Source organism: Nonomuraea jabiensis (assembly GCF_014204795.1).
Lineage (GTDB): Bacteria > Actinomycetota > Actinomycetes > Streptosporangiales > Streptosporangiaceae > Nonomuraea > Nonomuraea jabiensis.
Genome location: NZ_JACHMB010000001.1, coordinates 11,473,473 through 11,490,959, shown reverse-complemented (window position 1 = coordinate 11,490,959; position 17,487 = coordinate 11,473,473). Strand labels below are relative to the sequence as shown.

The 17,487-nt window shown below is 73.8% G+C and carries 13 protein-coding genes; 8 read left to right on the top strand and 5 right to left on the bottom strand.

What is annotated here, in order from left to right; all coding sequences use genetic code 11:
• Positions 1-25: 25 nt before the first annotated feature.
• Entirely contained in the window at positions 26-1,075 is a 1,050-nt protein-coding gene (locus HD596_RS52505; protein ID WP_185076936.1) for a glycerophosphodiester phosphodiesterase family protein, read from the top strand.
• 110 nt (positions 1,076-1,185) lie between these two features.
• Here HD596_RS52505 and HD596_RS52500 read toward each other — a convergent pair whose 3' ends face one another.
• Positions 1,186-2,349, bottom strand: a complete 1,164-nt coding sequence (locus HD596_RS52500) for a pyridoxal phosphate-dependent aminotransferase (protein WP_221520012.1) — start codon at positions 2,347-2,349, stop codon at positions 1,186-1,188.
• Between the two features lie 87 nt (positions 2,350-2,436).
• On the bottom strand, positions 2,437-3,525 hold the full coding sequence (locus HD596_RS52495) for a PP2C family protein-serine/threonine phosphatase (RefSeq protein WP_313046874.1): 1,089 nt from the start codon (positions 3,523-3,525) through the stop codon (positions 2,437-2,439).
• A 303-nt stretch (positions 3,526-3,828) separates the two neighbouring features.
• On the opposite strand from HD596_RS52495, the gene HD596_RS52490 reads away from it, so the two are divergent.
• The 7 genes from HD596_RS52490 (at position 3,829) to HD596_RS52460 (ending at position 13,208) form a co-directional block, all read left to right on the top strand.
• Entirely contained in the window at positions 3,829-6,573 is a 2,745-nt protein-coding gene (locus HD596_RS52490) for a lantibiotic dehydratase (protein ID WP_185076934.1), read from the top strand.
• Positions 6,573-7,817 carry a hypothetical protein gene (locus tag HD596_RS52485; RefSeq protein WP_185076933.1) on the top strand — a complete coding sequence of 415 codons (1,245 nt, stop codon included), beginning with the start codon at positions 6,573-6,575 and terminating at the stop codon, positions 7,815-7,817. Before HD596_RS52490 ends, HD596_RS52485 begins: the two co-directional genes overlap by 1 nt.
• Positions 7,818-7,949: 132 nt before the next feature.
• Positions 7,950-9,695 carry an ABC transporter ATP-binding protein gene (locus tag HD596_RS52480; protein ID WP_221520011.1) on the top strand — a complete coding sequence of 582 codons (1,746 nt, stop codon included), beginning with the start codon at positions 7,950-7,952 and terminating at the stop codon, positions 9,693-9,695.
• Entirely contained in the window at positions 9,692-11,464 is a 1,773-nt protein-coding gene (locus tag HD596_RS52475; protein WP_221520010.1) for an ABC transporter ATP-binding protein, read from the top strand. The genes HD596_RS52480 and HD596_RS52475 overlap by 4 nt, the downstream gene beginning before the upstream one ends.
• A 68-nt stretch (positions 11,465-11,532) precedes the next feature.
• Entirely contained in the window at positions 11,533-12,369 is an 837-nt protein-coding gene (locus HD596_RS52470; protein ID WP_185076932.1) for an NAD-dependent protein deacetylase, read from the top strand.
• Positions 12,370-12,434: 65 nt separating this feature from the next.
• Positions 12,435-12,797 carry a hypothetical protein gene (locus HD596_RS52465; protein ID WP_185076931.1) on the top strand — a complete coding sequence of 121 codons (363 nt, stop codon included), beginning with the start codon at positions 12,435-12,437 and terminating at the stop codon, positions 12,795-12,797.
• A 36-nt stretch (positions 12,798-12,833) separates the two neighbouring features.
• A complete protein-coding gene (locus HD596_RS52460; protein ID WP_185076930.1) occupies positions 12,834-13,208 on the top strand; it encodes a YchJ family protein in 375 nt (124 codons plus the stop codon).
• Positions 13,209-13,212: 4 nt separating this feature from the next.
• Here the strand turns inward: HD596_RS52460 and HD596_RS52455 are convergent, their stop codons facing one another.
• The 3 genes from HD596_RS52455 to HD596_RS52445 form a co-directional block, all read right to left on the bottom strand.
• Positions 13,213-14,046, bottom strand: coding sequence for an SAM-dependent methyltransferase (locus tag HD596_RS52455; RefSeq protein WP_185076929.1), 834 nt, complete (start codon positions 14,044-14,046; stop codon positions 13,213-13,215).
• A gap of 227 nt (positions 14,047-14,273) precedes the next feature.
• The gene (locus HD596_RS52450) at positions 14,274-15,371 is read right to left on the bottom strand and encodes a glycoside hydrolase family 53 protein (RefSeq protein ID WP_185076928.1); all 1,098 of its coding nucleotides are present in this window, start codon (positions 15,369-15,371) and stop codon (positions 14,274-14,276) included.
• Between the two features lie 10 nt (positions 15,372-15,381).
• Positions 15,382-17,361: a beta-galactosidase gene (locus HD596_RS52445; protein WP_185076927.1), complete on the bottom strand. Its 1,980-nt coding sequence runs from the start codon at positions 17,359-17,361 to the stop codon at positions 15,382-15,384.
• Between the last annotated feature and the right edge of the window lie 126 nt (positions 17,362-17,487).

The following is a 17,487-nucleotide window of genomic DNA, read 5'->3' as shown; positions in this document are numbered from 1 at the left end:
CCCCTCGTGCCAGATCTTGTCGCGTGTGAATACGAAGAGATGGCTCGCGGTCCTCGCGGCCGCGGCGGTGACGGTGACGGCCGCGCCCGAGGCGGCGCTCGCCGACGGGCGGCCCGCGTTCGACCTCCAGGCCCACCGGGGCGGGCTCGGGCTCGTGGTGGAGAGCACCCTGCCCGCGTTCGCGAACGCGCTGGAGCTCGGCGTCAGCACGCTGGAGCTCGACGTGCAGATCACCGAGGACGGCCAGGCGGTCGTCACGCACGACAGGCGGATCAGCGACAGGAAGTGCCAGGACACGGCGCCCGCCGTGCCCGGGGACCCCGAGTTCCCGTACGTCGGCAAGTACGTCAACACCCTCACCCTCCAGCAGGTCAGGACCATGGACTGCGGGTCGCGGACGCTGGCCGAGTTCCCGGGGCAGCGGGCGGTGCCCGGGGCGCCCATGGCGACGCTGCGTGAGGTGTTCGACCTCGTACGCCGGTACCGGGCGTGGGGCGTGAAGCTCAACGTCGAGACCAAGGTGGAGGCCGGGGCGCCGAGCGAGACCGCGCCCAGGGAGCAGTTCGTGCAGGTGACGCTGCGGGAGATCCGGCGCGCCGGGATGCTGCGGCAGGTCACCATCCAGAGCTTCGACTGGGGCGCCCTGATGCGGATGCGCGAGCTGGAGCCGCGGCTGCCGCTCGTCGCGCTCACCAACCGCGACTTCCTGCAGACCGGACAGCCGGGCGCCTCGCCCTGGCTGGGCGGCATCGACATCGACGACTTCGGCGGCGACCCGCTCAAGGCGGTCAAGTCGTTCGGGGCGGACGCGTTCTCGCCGGTGCACGGGTTCCCGCAGAACGGCAAGGTGACCGACCCCGGCTACCAGGCGTACGTCACCAAGGACATGGTCGACCAGGCCCACGCCCTCGGCATCGAGGTGATCCCGTGGACGATCGACGACGGGCCGACGCTGAACAAGCTCATCGACGACGGCGTGGACGGCATCATCACCGACTACCCCGACCGGCTGCGGCAGATCATGGCCGAGCGCGGGTTCAAGCTGCCCAAGCGCTACCGGCTCCACCGGCAGTAGCCCTGAGAGTGAGCCCTGAGAGTAAGCAGGGCCCGCCCGGACCCCCTGCGGAGCGCTGCCGGGGGCCCGGGCGGAATCTCAGGCCGGCGGCATCTCAGGCCGGCGGCATCTCAGGCAGACAGCGGGTTCACGTGCCGGTGGTGCACCCCGATGACGGGGATCTCGTGCAGGCTGCCGGAGTACAGGTACTGCGTCATGCCGATGAGCAGCCGCCGCACGTCGTCCTGCGGCCGTACGACCAGGCGGATGAACTGGCTGGTCGTGCCCAGCTTGTTGCCGCACTCGCGCACATAGACGCCGTGCTCGGAGAGCAGGTGGTCGCGCAGCCCCACCCCGTCGTAGCCGGGCGGCAGCTTGATCAGCAGGAAGTTGCCCTGCGACGCGAACACCGACAGCCCCGGCATGGTGCCGAGCTGCTGGAACATGGCCCGCCTGTCCTGGCCCACCAGCCTCAGGCTGTTCTGGTACTCGCCCATGAACTGCCGCATCATGAACACGATGACCTCGGCGAACGAGTTGAGGTTCCACTTGGGCAGCGCGTCGCGCACCCGCCCGGCCAGCGCCGGGTTGGCGACCATGTAACCGAACCGGATGCCGTGCAGGCCGAAGTTCTTGCCCAGGCTGCGCAGCACGATCACGTTCGGCCGGACCGCGGCCTCCGCCGCCAGCCCGGCGTCCGGCTCGCAGTCCACGAAGTCGCCGAACGACTCGTCCACGATCACCAGGTCGAGGTCGATGAGCTCGTCCAGCAGCTGCAGCACGTCGTGCTTGGGCAGGTAGCCGCCGTCGGGGTTGTTCGGGTTGCAGATCACCGCGACCCGGGAGCCGCGCATGCGGATGAACGAGACGTAGTCCTGCACGTCGAGGGCGAAGTTGCGGCTCTCCAGCAGCGGGTACATGTCCACCCGCTTGCCCGTCTCCAGCGGCTGGTCGGTCCAGCGCCCGAAGGTCGGGATGGGCACCGCGAGGCTCTCGCGCACCAGCAGGTGATCGATCCAGGTGATCAACTCGGTCGAGCCGTTGCCCATGGCGACCGTCTTCGGGTGGAGCCCGAGCGTGGCGCAGAGCTCCGCGGTGATCGTGCCCGCGTCGCTCGGATAGAACTTGAGAATCGTCTCCAGGTTTCTCCCGAGATGCTCGAAGATCTCCGGGGTCGGGAAATATGGATTGCACGGGATGCAGAAGTCAACCGGTGCGCGCTCCCCTGACGAGGCACGCATCAACGAGAAATACGACGGGCTGTGAGCCTGTGCCCGCAAGAGGCTGAGCTCCACGACACCTCCATGGACATGTCCGATGTGTGTAGGTACGCGTGGGTGGAGCGACCGGTTCATGACCGGCGCGAGCCGGCTCGCGGCAGGTCAGGACTCGGACCGGCGCAGCGTGAGGATCGCGATGTCGTCGCGCGGCGCGGTCCTGGTGAACGCGCGGAGGTCTTCGCCGAGCACCTGGGCGAGCCGATCGGGAGGGTCGCCGGCCCAGCCCTCCAGCCGCTCCTCCAGCGGGTAGAAGGCGCCGCGGGGGTCGCGGGCCTCGGTGACGCCGTCGGTGCACAGCACCAGCGCCGCGCCGGGCGGGAACGCGAACCGCGCGCCCCCGCGCGGCCCGGGGGCGAGCGTGCCCACGCCGAGCGGCACGGACGGCTCCCCGAGGTTCACCTGCCGGGCGTCGCCGCGGTGGATCATGTACGGGGCGATGTGCCCGCAGTTGACCGCCTCGACGTCCAGCCCCCGGCCGATGTCCAGCACCAGGGCGGTGACCAGGCGCTCGGGCTCTCCGGTGGTGGCGGCGAAGGTGTTCTGCCTGGCCACGGCGTTCTCCATGGCCTCGACGACCCCGGCCAGCGTCTCCTCCCGGTAGGCCGCCTCCCGGAACGAGCCCAGCACGGCCAGCGCGGTCCCGATGGCGGGCAGGCCCTTGCCCTGCACGTCGGCGATGAGCACCCGGGTGCCGTGGTGGGAGACGGCGACCTCGTACATGTCGCCGCCCACCATCGTGTCCTCCTCCACCGGCTGGTAGAGGCCGTCGATGACGACGTCGGCGGTGCGCAGCGGCAGCGGGCGCACGATCAGCTGCTGGAGGGCGGCCGCCGCCGAGCGCAGCCGGTGCACCTCCTCCTCGCGCCGCACCCGGTAGGCGCAGCCGAAGACGCTCAGCGCGCCGAACACGGCCGTGAACCCGGCGGCCAGCAGGTTGTCGTTCAGCTTGCCGCCCAGGTACGTGGTGATCCCCAGCGCCGCCAGGACCACCCACGCCGACGCGACGACCGTCTGCCGCACGGTGCCCAGCCCGGCCACGATCGCCGGGAGGAAGATCAGCAGCGGGAACAGCCGCACCGCCGCGCCCGAGAGGGTGTCGAGCGCGGCCACCATCGCGGTGATGACGACGAGCCCGGCGACGAACGCCGGTGTCGAGAGATTCGGCCCTTCGCGCCGCCCGCCATCCGTCACGAGTCCTTCATCCCCCGTCGTGGAACGGCGTAACGATGGTTTTTTCGAACGTCTGGAAGAAAGCAGCCGAATTCGTGCTGTCGCACCCGGCTTGGCCCCCTGTACTGGGAAGATAAGGGGACGAAAACCAGAAGTAAACGACTCCGCACCTTATGGCGGGATTTTCAGGTGCGGACGGTGGATTCATTATGGGCGGCCCGTTGATTTCTCATCGGCGGTCTCATTGACAAGCAAAGATGATCTTGTAAGCATTTTGAGTTAAGGCGTGCTGAGGCCAATTCCGTGCGAGAAGGGGTGGCCCGTGTGAGCGAGCAGGACTGGACTTTGCTGCCGGCCGTGACCGTCCGGAGCGCGGGCTTCGCCTGGGAGCTCGTCCGATCCCTGGCCTACCCGCGGGCCGCGGCGGCGGCCGCCGAGGTCGTCCGGCTGGAGCGGCGGGCGCTCGACCTGCTCGCCGAGGCCCCGGCCCGCCGCACCGAGGACCCCCGCCCGGTCCGCAGCGCCGCAGGCGGGGACGCCCGTCCCGCACGCGGGGACGCCCGACCCCCAGGCGGGGACCGTCTCGCACGCGGGACGGGCGGCGGGCGGCTGCCGCGTGGCCTGCGCAGCCGCCTGCGCGACCTGCGCCCGCTCCCGGGCGACACGCCCGCGCCCGCCGGCTGGCTCGCCGCCTGGAACGAGGTGACCGGGTCGCTGGAGGACGCCCGGCTCGCCCTGGCGGGCACGACGGCCGCCGACGCGGCGCTCGCCCGCGCGGCCGTGGCCGGGATCGCGGCCGACGAGCGCTTCCTCGACGCCCTCGTGCGCTCGGCGCCCGGCCTCTACCGCGACCTGCGGCGCGGCGCCGCCAAGGGCGGCCGGCTGCGGCGCCTGGTCGGCTCGGTCCTGCAGGGGCTCTGCGCCACGTGCAGCTTCGGGCCGCTCGACCACGGCCGCGTCGAGCCCGCGGCGGCCTGCGGCCACACGTGGTCGGGCCACCGGGTGCACCCGCGGCGGGTCGCGTACCCGGCCGACTGGGTGGGCGAGTCGCTCCAGCAGCGCGTCCTGGCCGACCCCGCGCTCGTGGCGGGGCTGGTGCCGCGCCGCCGGACCTGGACGGGCGCGGTGCCGGACGCCGTGCCCGACGCGGCGCCGTTCCTCGCGCTGTGCGACGGGAGCCGGACGCTGGCCGAGATCGCCGCCGAGTCGGGGACGGCGTTGGAGCAGGCCGCCGCGGCCCTGGCGGTGGCGGTGCGCCGCGGGCTGCTCACCCACGACCTCTGCCCGCCGGCCACGGCCGCGGACCCGCTCTCCCGGCTCCGCGAACGCCTCCCCGCCGAAACCCCCCACCAGGACTCCGCCCACCCTGACACCCACCGCCCGGATGCCCACCGCCCCGGCGCCGCCCGCCCCGACGCCGCCCGCTCGGATGCCCACCGCTCGGACGCCCCCCGCTCGGATGCCCACCGCCCGGGTGGCGATCTGCCGGTGGGGCGGCGTGTGCGGGAGATCACCGAGCTGCTCGCCCAGTATCCCGCCGCCTCTCCCGACGTGAAGCTGGCCCTGCAGCGGCGGATCGAGACGCTGGCCGGCGGCGGGCGGGCGCACGACGACCGGCCCGGCGACGACCGCGTGGCCGTGCACGAGGCGGCGGCCGGCACGCTCCGGGTGACCGTCGGCGCGGGGCTGGCGGCCGACCTGGAAGGCCGCGTGCCCCAGGTGCTCGACCTGCTCGCCGCCGACGCCGAGCTGACCAGGCGGCGCACCAACCGGCTGCTCGCCGCCCGGCTCGGCACGGGCACGTTCGGGCTGGCCGAGGTGCTGGGGGCGACCGGCGACCTGGAGATCCGCTACGGCGACCGCCTCGCCGAGCGGATCGCCGCGATCGTGCGCGCCGCCCCGCCCGGCGCCGCCACCGTCGACCTCGCGGGCCTGCTGGACGACCCCGAGCCGCCGGCCGCGCCTGTCCTCTGCTCGGCCGACGTCATGGTGGCCGCGCCGTCGCTGGAGGCGTACGAGCCGGGGCTGACCCCGCTGGTCCTCGGCGACCTCCACGACGTCGCGCTGCTGACGCCGTGGGCCCTGCAGTTCCACCCCGACGGCGCCGCGCTCGTCGCCGAGCGGGACGCGGCGATCGAGCGGGCGCTCGGCGGCCACACCGCGCTCAACGTCATCTCGCGCCGCGCCACCGGCCGGCCGCCGCTGGAGTTCCCCGGGCCGGTGCTGGAGCTGGGCGGCGTGACGGCCGACGGCGGGCGGCGCCGGATCGGGCTCGACGAGCTGTACGTGCACAGCGACGGGCGCCGGGCCGTCCTGCGGGCCAAGGGGGTGGACGGGCCGCTGCTGCTGCACAACGGCGAGCACGACGACACCGCGCTGCACACGGCGCTCGCCCTGCCCAGGGTGCGCCGGCCGGACCTGCGGCACCTGTCCCGGGTGCCCCGGCTGACCTGGGACAACGTGGTCATCTCGCGGCGCGCCTGGCGCGTGGGCCGGGCGTCGTTCGACGCGCTCGGGCAGGCGGCCGGGGACCGCGAGCTGCTGGTCGCGATGGCGCGGCTGCGGGAGACGCACGACCTGCCCGTGACGTTCTTCGCCGCCTCCGCCCGCGAACGCCGGCCGATCCACGTGGACACCCGCTCGCCCGCGCTCGTCGAGGGGCTGGCTCGGCTGGCGGCCACGGCCGAGCGGCTCACGCTGACGGAGACCCTGCCGGGGCCGGAGGAGTGCTGGCTGCGCGACGGCGGGCTCCGGTTCGCCGCCGAGCTGCGCTGCGTCTACCTGCGCCCGGCCGGCGGCCGCCCGGCGCCCCGGCCGGCACCGGATACGACCGACACCTGCTCCCCGGCGCCCCGGCCGACACCGGATGCGGCCGACACCTGCTCCCCGGCGCCGTGGCCGACCTCGGAGGCGGCCGACATCTGCTCCCCTGCGGCGCGCTCGCGGGCCGTCGCCCGCTACCCGGGGCCGGCGGACGTGCGCGCGGATTCGTGCTCGCGGGTGGCCGGCCCGGTGGCCCCGGGCGCGCGGGCGGCGCACCCGTACCCGTGGCAGGGGGAGCGACGCTGATGGAGCTGCTCGTCGTCCCGCCGCTGACCGACTTCACCACCGAGGTCGTGCCGCCTCCCGGAGCCGAGGTGCTCGACCTCAACGACCACGTCGTCGAACGCCTGGCCGACCCGTCCCGGCTGCGGGCCGCCGCCGAACGGCTCGACGGCGGGCCGCTCGCGGCGCTGCTCGAACGGGCGGCGGCGGCCGTCCTGGAACGGCAGGCGTTCGACGACGCCCGCCTCAGGGCGGTGGGCACGGCGCTGCGGCTGGCGGCCGACCCCGCGGTCCGGCTCAGCATCGGCGACCTGGAGCTGGCCGAGGGCAGCATGCAGAGCAGCAGGGACGTGCTCGGCGCGGCCGGGCGGTGCGAGGTGTTCCGGCCCGAGGTCGAGCTGGCCGCGCAGGTCGCCGGCGGGCGGCGGGCCCACGTCGCGCTGGACGCCGCCCGGCGGCTTCCCGCGGCGTTCGCGCTGGTGGGAGCGCTGGGGGCGGAGCGGGTGACGCTGTGCGGGCGGCTCGTGGCCGAGCACGGCGCGGCGCTGCGGCGCGTGCCGGAGCTGGCCGGGGCCGCGTTCTCGGCGTGGTCGCCCGAACGGGTGATCCGCCCCCCGTGGCGCGCCGGCAAGGGGAAGGACACGGACGCCGGGCCCGTTGGAGGGGCACGGTCGCGGGACGCCTCGGACACCCGGCCGGGGAAGCAGGTGCGCTGGGTGACCGGGGCGTTCCGCCCTCCCGCGGGCGGGCCGTGGGCCGGATGGCTGGACGCCGAGCGGGTGGCCGCCTTCCCCGGCGACGTCCTGGCCCGCTGCCGCGGCCTGACGATCGCCGTGACGCGGATCGACTTCCTGGCCGCCGTGACCGGCCTGAACGGGTGGACCGTGGACCTGCGGCGGCTGCTGGCCGCGATCCCGCCGGGCGTGCCGGTGACGTGCGAGCTGGTGCTGGGCGCGCCCGGCGTGGCCGCGGGCGCCGCGGGGGAGTCCGTCGAGCTGCTGGCGGCGGGGGCCGGCGGGGTCCGGCTGGCCGGGCTGCGGCCGTACCGGATGGCGATCCGCTCGGAGTGGGCCGGGCAGAGCGTGCGCTTCCCGCCAGGGGCGGGGGACGACCTGGTCAGGTGGGTGGAGTTCGACGCGCCCGGCACGATGCGGGCCTACGAGGTCACCCGCATGATCAAGGAGTGGCTGGAGCGGCTTCCCGGGCTGCCGCCCGGGCGGCTGACCGCCGGGCTGGCGCGGGCCGGGGTGCTGAGGCGGAGCGAGTAATTCGGTTGCCCCGGCGCGTGCGGGGCTGCTGTACTCCGTGGAGCGCGCCCATCGGATCAAGGAGGCCGGCGATGAGGACGACGTTCGTGTCCCGCCAGAGCAACGAGACCTCCTATCCAAAGGGCATGACGTTTGTCATCGAGATCATTCGACCAGGGGATTTCCCCGCATAGCACCTCCGTCCTGCGGCTGCTGCGCCCAGGACCCCGCCAGAGCGCCGCGCTCGTCGCGGCCATCGCCGCCACCACCGCGCTGCCGCTGGCGGCGCCGCAGATCACCCGCCGCTTCGTGGACGACGCGATCGGCGGCGCGAGCATCAGGCACCTGACCCTGATCGCCGTCGCCTACCTGGCGCTGGCCGTCGCCGGCCAGGCCGCCCGGCTGGTCGCCGCGTGGCTGGCCGGCCGCCTGGCCTGGGACGGCACCAACCGCCTGCGCGAGCGCCTCGCCCGGCACGCACTCGGCCTCGACCTGGCCTTCCACGGCCGGCACACGCCCGGCGAGATGATCGAACGCGTGGACGGCGACGTCGTGGCCGTGGCCGACTTCGTCGTCGCGTTCCTCATGGACGTCGTGGCCAGCGCGCTGCTCCTGGCCGGGGTGGTCGTCATCGTGTTCGGCGTCGACTGGCGCATCGGCTGCGCGCTGCTGGCCTACTGCCTGCTCATCGGGTGGGGCATGGCGCGCGCCCAGCGGCTGGCCGTGCCGGCCGCCGCCCGGTCACGCGCGGCCAGCGCGCGGCTGTTCGGCATGCTGGAGGAGCGGCTGGCCGGCGCCGAGGACCTGCGGGCCAACGGCGCGGGCGAGCACACCGTACGCCGATTCCACCAGGTCAGCGCCGCCCTCTACCGCGCCGAGGTCAGGGACGCGCGCATCGGGACCACGCTGCTGGCGGGCACGTCGGTGGCGTTCGCCGCGGGCACCGCGATCATGCTCGGGCTCGCCGCCTGGGCGCTGCGGTCGGGGACGCTCACGGTCGGCACCGCCGTGCTGATCTTCCAGTACACGCTGATGGTACGGACGCCGTTCGAGCGGCTCATCGACCAGATCCGGCAGTACCAGGCGGCGCTGGCCGGCCTGACCCGCATCGCGGACCTGCTGGCCGAGCGGCCCACGCTGCCCGAGGGCACCCGGAGCCTGCCCGCGACCGGCCCGCTCGGCCTGCGCCTGGAGGGCGTCGGCTTCGCCTACCCCGGCGACGACGAGCAGGTGCTGTCGGGCGTCACCCTCACGCTGGCCCCCGGCGAGACGCTCGGCCTGGTGGGGCGCACCGGCAGCGGCAAGACCACGCTCGCCCGCCTGGCGCTGCGCCTGTACGACCCGACCGAGGGCGCCGTCCGGGTCGGCGGGCTGGACCTGCGCGAGGCCGGCCAGGCGTCCCTGCGGACGCGGATCGGCGTGGTCACGCAGGACGTGCAGCTCTTCGCGGCGAGCCTGCGCGACAACCTGACGCTCTTCCGGCCGTCCCCGGGGGACGGGCGGCTGCGGGAGGTCCTCCACGGCGTCGGGCTGGGCGACTGGCTGGCCGGACTGCCCGACGGGCTCGACACCGAGCTGCGCGCGGTGTCGGCGGGGGAGGCGCAGCTCATCGCGTTCGCCCGCGCCTTCCTGGCCGACCCCGGGCTCGTCGTGCTCGACGAGGCGTCCAGCAGGCTCGACCCCGCCACCGAACGCCGCATCGAGCAGAGCATCGACCGCCTGCTCGCCGGCCGGACCGGCGTGATCATCGCGCACCGCCTGTCCTCGCTGTCACGCGTGGACAAGATCGCCGTGCTCGACCACGGCAAGATCGTCGAGTACGGCCGCCGCGCCGACCTCGCCGCCGACCCCGGCAGCAGGTTCGGGCGCCTGCTCGACCTGGCGGGGGTGAGCCGGTGAAGCCGGTCATGCTGGTGGCCACCCGGCTGGCCACGTTCGACTTCCGCCGGTACCTCATCGGCGCGCTGCTCTGGCTGCCCGTCCACGTGATCCCGCTGGCGAGCGGGCTGGTCCTGCAGCGGATCTTCGACGGGCTGGGCGGCGACCCGGGCTGGGCGCTGTGGTTGTGCGCGGCGTTCGTGGGCGTGGAGGTCGCCCGGGGCCTGATGATCGTCATCGCGTGGACGTACGGGGTCTACTGGTGGGCCGCGGCGGCCACCCTGCTGCGGGCCAACACCCTGCGCTCCCTCCTGACCGCCCGCGGCCCCGCCGCGGCCCGGCTGCCGCACTCGCCCGGCGAGTCCGTCGCCCGCCTGCGGGACGACGTGGCCGACGCGGTCGACTTCACCGACGAGAGCGTCAGCCTGGCCGGGACGGCGCTCTTCGCCGCCGCCGCGCTGGCGATCATGGCGTCCGTCGATCCGGTCGTCACGCTGGCGCTGGTGCTGCCGATGGTCGCGATCGGCGTGCTCAGCAGGCTCATGCGGCAGACCATCGGGCGGCTGCACCAGCGGGCCAGGACGCTCGGCGCGGCCGTCACGGCGTACGTGGGCGAGATCTTCGGCGGCGTGCTCGCGATCAAGACCGCCGGAGCCGAGGAGGCGGCGCTGGAGCGGCTGCGCGAGCACAACCGGCGGCGGCGCGCGGCCGCCGTCAAGGACCGCCTGGCCACCGACCTGCTGGACGCCACGACCGGCGCGACCGTCGAACTCAGCATCGGGCTCGTCCTGCTCCTGGCCGCCCCCGCGATGCGCGGCGGCGAGTTCACGGTGGGCGACCTGGCGCTGTTCACCAGCTACGTTGGCTGGCTGACGGCCCTTCCCCGGTCGATCGGCACCGTCCTCTACCGCCTGCCGCAGGCGGCGGTCGCCACTGACCGGCTCACCCGGCTGATGGCGCCGCACGAGAGCGCCGACGACCTGTCGCGCGGCGCCGACGTCTGGCTGCGCCGCGACCCGCCGGCCGTCGCGGCCGTGCCCCCGCACCCGGCCCCGCTCCGGGTGCTGGAGGTCCGCGGGCTGAGCGCGGGCGGGCTGCGGGGGATCGACCTGCGCGTCGAGCGCGGCTCGTTCACGGTCGTCACGGGCGCGGTCGGCGCGGGCAAGACCACCCTGGTACGCGCCCTGCTCGGCCTGCTGCCGCTGGAGGAGGGCACGATCTCGTGGAACGGCGTGCCCGTCGGCGACCCGGGCACGTTCCTCGTCCCCGGCCGGGTGGCGTACGCGAGCCAGGTCCCGAGGCTGTTCTCCGAGACCCTGCGCGAGAACCTGCTCCTCGGCCGGCCCGCGACCGACGCCGAGATCGGGCGGGCGCTGGAGCTGGCCGCGTTCGAGCCGGACCTGGCCGCGATGCCCGACGGGCTCGACACGGTGGTGGGGCCGCGCGGGGTGCGGCTGTCCGGCGGGCAGGTGCAGCGGGCCACCGCCGCCCGCGCCCTCGTCCGCGACCCGGACCTGCTGGTCGTGGACGACCTGTCGTCCGCGCTCGACGTCGAGACCGAGCGGCTGCTGTGGGAGCGGATCGCCGGCCACGGCACCCTGCTGGTCGTCTCCCACCGGCAGGCCGCGCTCGAACGCGCCGACCAGATCGTCGTGCTCGATCGCGGCCGGGTCGCCGGGCGCGGGCGGCTCGGCGAGCTGCTGGAGAGCTGCCCGGAGATGCGGCGGCTGTGGAGCGCCGAGCGGATCGCCGAGCGGATCGACGGGGCCGGGGAACGCGCGGGCGGCTAGCGCGACCGGGAGACGCCCGTCCCCCTGGTTCAGGGTCGGGGGACGGGCGGTCGCGGAGATCGGGCACCATGGGAGTTGTGACAGTGACACGACTGGCCGAGCTGGTCGCGGGCGGAGGCGTGGCGGTGCTCAGCGGAGCGGGCCTGTCGACCGAGTCCGGCATCCCCGACTACCGGGGGCCGACCGGCCGGGCCCGGCGCGCGGAGCCGATGACGTACCAGCGCTTCGTCGGCAGCGCGCAGGCGCGGCAGCGATACTGGGCGCGCAGCCACGTCGGCTGGCGGCAGATCGGCCAGGCCCGGCCCAACGCCGGCCACCGGGCCGTGGCCGAGCTGGAGCGGCGCGGGCTGCTCGCCGGCATCGTCACCCAGAACGTCGACGGCCTGCACCAGGCCGCCGGGGCGCGGCGGGTGATCGAGCTGCACGGCGGGCTCGACCGGGTGGTGTGCCTGTCGTGCCGCGAGCGCACGCCCCGCGCCGAGCTGGAACGGCGGCTGCGGGCGGCCAATCCGGAATGGGAGGCCGCCGCCGCCCGGATCAACCCCGACGGCGACGCAGTGCTCACCGACGCGCAGGTCGCCGGGTTCCAGGTGGTCGGCTGCGCGGCGTGCGGCGGGGTGCTCAAGCCGGACGTGGTGTTCTTCGGCGAGAACGTCCCCCGACCGCGCGTGGACGAGTGCTTCGCCCTGGTGGGGGGCGCGCGGCTGCTGCTGGTGCTGGGGTCGTCGTTGACGGTCAGGTCGGGGCTGCGGTTCGTCACCAAGGCCGCCTCGCTCGGCATCCCCATCGCCATCGTCAACCAGGGGGAGACCGGCGGCGACGCCGACGCCTCGCTCACCCTGGACGCCCCGCTCGGCCCCACGCTGACCGAGCTCACGGCGCGGCTGCCGGTCCCGGCACAATGATGATCCGAGAACTGAGGGCCGTCGTGAAGCCCTCGGCCATGGAACGGCTCCGGTCGGGATCCATCGTGGGTCCCATCTGGCTGGAAGGCGACGGGGAAGGGTTTCCCGAGGTCGGCTGGACGGACTTCCCCGTCGTCATCCTGGGATGGTGGCTGTCGGCCCTGACCACCGGCAAGCCGGGGGAGTCGACGGCCGAGCTCGCTTTCATGGACGGACCTTGGGAGGCCGGCCTCCGTCTGCGGGGCGGCGAATGCCACGCCAGCCTGCGCAGGAGCCGTCCGGCTGTGGCCGAGTGGGAGGGCGCGATCTCCCTTGAGGTGCTGCGGGGGTCGGTTCTGGCGGCCGGTTCCGCGGTGGTCAGGGAATGTGACACGAGAGGCTGGACCTCTTCTGACATCTCCGTCCTCCGGTCATATCTCACCGGCTGAGCAGGCGTGGCGGCTGCGCGCGGCACAATAGGGGTCATGCCTCGTACATGTCCGTGCGGCCTGCCCGCCTCCTACCAGGACTGCTGCGGCAGGCTCCACCGGGGCGAGGCGGCGGCCGCCACCGCCGAGCAGCTCATGCGGTCCCGATACAGCGCGTTCGGCATGGGCGACGCCGCCTACCTGCTGCGCACCTGGCATCCGTCCGCCCGTCCCGCCCGGCTCGACCTGGACAGGAAGACGCGCTGGGTACGGCTGGAGGTGCTGGAGACGACCGGCGGCAGCGTCGTCCACACCGAGGGCACGGTGCGCTTCCGCGCCCATTACGTCGAACGCGGCACTCCGGGGGAGCTGGAGGAGAACAGCAGGTTCGTCCGGTTCGAGGGCCGCTGGGTGTACGCGGGCGCGCTCTGACCCCTCACTGGGGCTTGCGCGCGACGGCGCCTGCCAGGGTCTGACCGGACAGGCCGGGCCGGGCGAGGTCGCCGGGGTCCGGCCGCCATTCCGGTAGCGGCACGAGCCCGGGCTCCAGCAGCTCCAGGCCGTCGAAGCAGGCCAGGATCTCCTCGCGGGTGCGCCACCGGCCGGTGCCCAGGGTCTCGTTGAACAGCTTCTCGGCGGCGTACCCCTGCGCGGACGCCTCGGGGTGCGCCGGGCCCGGGTCGTAGAAGTGGGAGACGGCCAGGTGGCTGCCGGCCGGGAGGCGGGCCATCAGGCGGGCGGCGATCCCGGCCGGGTCCTCGTGGTCGGCCAGGTGGTGCAGGACGCCGAACATCAGCAGCCCGACCGGCTCGCCGAAGTCGATGAGGCGCCTGGTCTCCGGGTCGTCGAGGACCGCGTCCGGGTCCCTGACGTCGGCCTCGACGACCGTGGTCGCCTCGTTCACGGCCAGCAGCGCGCGGCCGTGGACGAGCACGATCGGGTCGTGGTCCACGTAGACGACCCGGCTGCCGGGGGCGGCCGACTGGGCGATCTCGTGGACGTTGTCCCGCGTGGGCAGCCCGGAGCCGAGGTCCAGGAACTGGCGCAGGCCCGCCCGCGCCGCCAGGAACCTGACCACCCGCCCCAGGAACTCCCGGTTCGCCCGCGCCGCCTCGGGCGCGTCCGGGGCGAGCTCCAGCGCCCGCAGCGCCATCTGCCGGTCGGCCTCGTAGTTGTCCTTGCCGCCGAGCATGAAGTCGTAGACACGCGAGACGTTGGGCCTGGAGGTGTCGATTCCGCGCGGCGCGCGCTCCGGCCAGGGGTCGGCCATGGGCGGCTCCTTCGGGTACGCACCGTGGTGCGGAGGTGGCGTAACGCGATCATAGTGTCGCGGAAAGCCGGATTTCCGCAATTTCGGTAAATGCCGGTCAGGATTCCGTGTCAGGGCCAGTCTGGCGGTCCGGGGTCCGGTGGTTCGGGTCTGGGGGCCGGTGGTTCAGGGTCCGGTGGTTCGGTGGCTCCGGGGGAGGGGGAGGGGGGACGGGCGCGGGCGGGAGGTCAGGAGTGGCCGAGGGCGCGCAGGGCGGGCAGGGCGCGGTCGGCGTAGTCGAACAAGGCCTGGTTCTCCCAGCCGTTGCCCGACGCCGGGTCCGCCGGGTCCCAGCCGTTGCCCTTGACGCCGGTCCAGGTCGCCTCCCAGGCGAACAGGCCGAGACCCAGCCCGTCCGGGACCTGCCGGACGATGTCGGCGACCTTGGCCAGCATCGCGGCCTGCCCCTGCGGGGTCGCCGGATAGCCGGGGTACGGCTCCGCCGAGACGATGATGTTCGGCCAGCCGTCGTCGTCCTCCGTCGTGAACGGGTACGCCGTCTCCACCACGACCACCGGCCGCCCGTACCGGGTGGCCACGTCGTTGAGGTTGGCCTGGAACGTCTCCAGGGTTCCGTGCCAGTACGGGTAGTACGACAGCCCGATCACGTCGTACCGGATGCCGTGCGCGGCGGCGTTGTCGAACCACCACCGGTACAGCCCGTTGTCGCCCCCGTTCGCCAGGTGCAGCACGACCTCGGTCGCGCGCGAGACCCGCTTGACCGCGTCGTACCCGGCGTTCAGCAGGCGGGCGGTGCTCGGCCAGTCGGAGTTGGAGCCGTCCGGCCAGAGCAGGCCGCCGTTGATCTCGTTGCCCACCTGCACCATGTCCGCCGTGGTGCCCTGGCGGCGCAGGGCGGCGAGCACGTCGTACGTGTGGTCGTACACGGCCTGCGCGAGCCGGTCGAGCGGGAGCGACTCCCACGCGGCGGGCTTGAACTGCTTGCCCGGGTCCGCCCACGTGTCGGAGTAGTGGAAGTCCACCAGCAGCTTCATGCCCCGAGCCTTGGCCCGCTTGGCGATCGGGAGGATCCGCGCCTTGGTGTTGTAGCCGTCGGCCGGGTTCACCCAGACTTTCAGCCGGATGTAGTTGAGCCCGGCGTCCGACAGGATGCGCAGCGCGTCGCCCGCGCGGCCGCGGGCGTCGCGGTAGAGGCCGCCGTACGCCTCCGACTTGGCGAGGCTGGAGACGTCCGCGCCCCTGATCCGCAGCACGCCCGCCTGGGCGGGGTGCGTGACGGTCAGGGACGCGAGCACTAACAGGAGCGTGGTCAGGACGCGTTTCATGGAGGTCTCCCTAGGGGGTGGGGGCGATGACCGTGACCGCGCCGGGCGCGACGGTGACCGATCCCTCGTGCCGTACGCCGTCGAACACGCTGGTCCCGGTCACCCCCTCGACCGTCACGGGTTCGTCGCCGTGGTTGATGAGGAAGACGTGGCCGCCCCGGCGTACGAGTTCGAGGGTGTCGGGCAGGCCGCGCGGCCGGGACACGCCCGCGTGGTCGAGCACCTGCGCCAGCACCTCGCGCAGCCCGGTGACGGGGGCGGTGGCGAGGTACCAGGCGGTGCCCGCGCCCAGGTCGTGGCGGGTGAGGGCGGGGTGTCCGGCGTCGGGTCCGGTGGCGAAGTCCCGTACGGCGACCGCGCCCGCCGGGTGGACCCGCTCGGACCAGATCCGGGCCGTGCCCCCGCCCGCCAGCGTCACCGTCTCGTGCTCGCGCAGCGGGTGGAACTCCTCGACCGACAGGCCCAGGAGCTCGCGCAGCGCGCCGGGGTGGGCGCCCGGGTGGATGGTGTCGTGCTCGTCGACGATGCCGGAGAAGTAGGAGACGAGCAGGTTGCCGCCCGCCTCCACGTACCGGTGGAGGTTCTTGGCGGACGCCTCGGTCAGCAGGTACGAGCTGGGCGCCACCACCACCCGATATCCCGAAATATCGGTGGAAGGGTGGACGAAGTCCACCGTGACGTGCTCCCGCCACAGCGCCTCGTAGAAGGCGTCCATCCGCTCCCTGAACGTCAGGTCCACCGACGGCCGCCAGTCCAGCTCCAGCGCCCAGTACGACTCCCAGTCCCAGACCACCGCCACCTCGGCCCGCACCCGGCTGCCCCGCAGCCCGGCGAGCTTGCGCAGGTCGGCGCCCAGCCGGACCACCTCGCGCCACTGCTCGGAGCCGGTCCCCGCGTGCGGCACCATCCCCGAGTGGAACTTCTCGGCCCCGAACCGCGACGCCCTGAACTGGAAGAACAGCACGCTGTCCGAGCCGCGCGCCACGTGCGCCAGGCTGTTGCGGCGCATCTCGCCGGGGCGCTTGGCGAGGTTGCGCGGCTGCCAGTTGACCGCCCCCGCCGAGTGCTCCATGAGCATCCACGGCGCGCCGCCCGCCACCGAGCGGGCGAGGTCGGCGGACATGGCCAGGTCGATGTGGTTGTCCGGCCGCTCGGCCTGGAGGTAGTGGTCGTTGGCGACCACGTCCAGCTCGCGGGCCCACTGCCACAGGTCGGCGGACTTGCAGTTCACGGTGCCGGCGAAGTTCGTGGTCACGGGGATGCCGGGGGTCAGCTCGCGCAGGAGGTCGCGCTGGAGCGCGTAGTGCTCGCGGTGCTGGCCGTCGCTGAAGCGGGCGTAGTCGAGGCGCTGGGCCGGGTTGACCACCGTGTGGTTGAACCGGGGGGCGTCGATCTCCGCCCAGTCGGTGTACGTCTGGCCCCAGAAGGTGGCGCCCCAGGCCTCGTTCAATGCGGAAATATCGCGATACGTGGCCTTCAGCCAGACGCGCCAGGCCGCCACGCTGTGCTCGCAGTAGCACTCGCCGAGCGGCGCCCCGTACTCGTTGTGCACGTGCCACATGACCACGGCCGGATGCCCCCGGTAGTGCTCGCCCAGCGCGCGCACCAGCCGCGCGGTCGCCTCGCGGAAGGCCGGGGCGCTGGAGCAGGCGCTCTGCCTGCCGCCGAACCCGATCCGCGTCCCCTCCCTGGTCACCGGCAGCACGTCAGGATATTTCCGGATGAACCAGGCAGGCGGGGCGGCGGTCGGCGTGGCCAGGTCGACGGCTACCCCGGCCTCGTGCAGCCGGTCCACGATCTCGTCCAGCCAGCCGAACTCGTAGCGCCCCTCCGCGGGCTCCATCAGCGCCCACGAGAACAGGCCCAGGCTGACCAGGTTGACCCCGGCCTCGCGCATCAGGGCCACGTCCTCCTCCAGGATCTCGCGCGGCCACTGCTCCGGGTTGTAGTCGCCGCCAAAGGCGATGCCGGCAGGACGCTCCGGATACATCCATCCCCCTAGAGAAGCTCTTCTGTGAACGTGCACAGTAGCGCCCACCCGGCCTCACCGGGAACAGCCGCCCTGACTTATCCCGATAATGGCTGATTAACGAGAGCATAACGACCCCTTGACTCG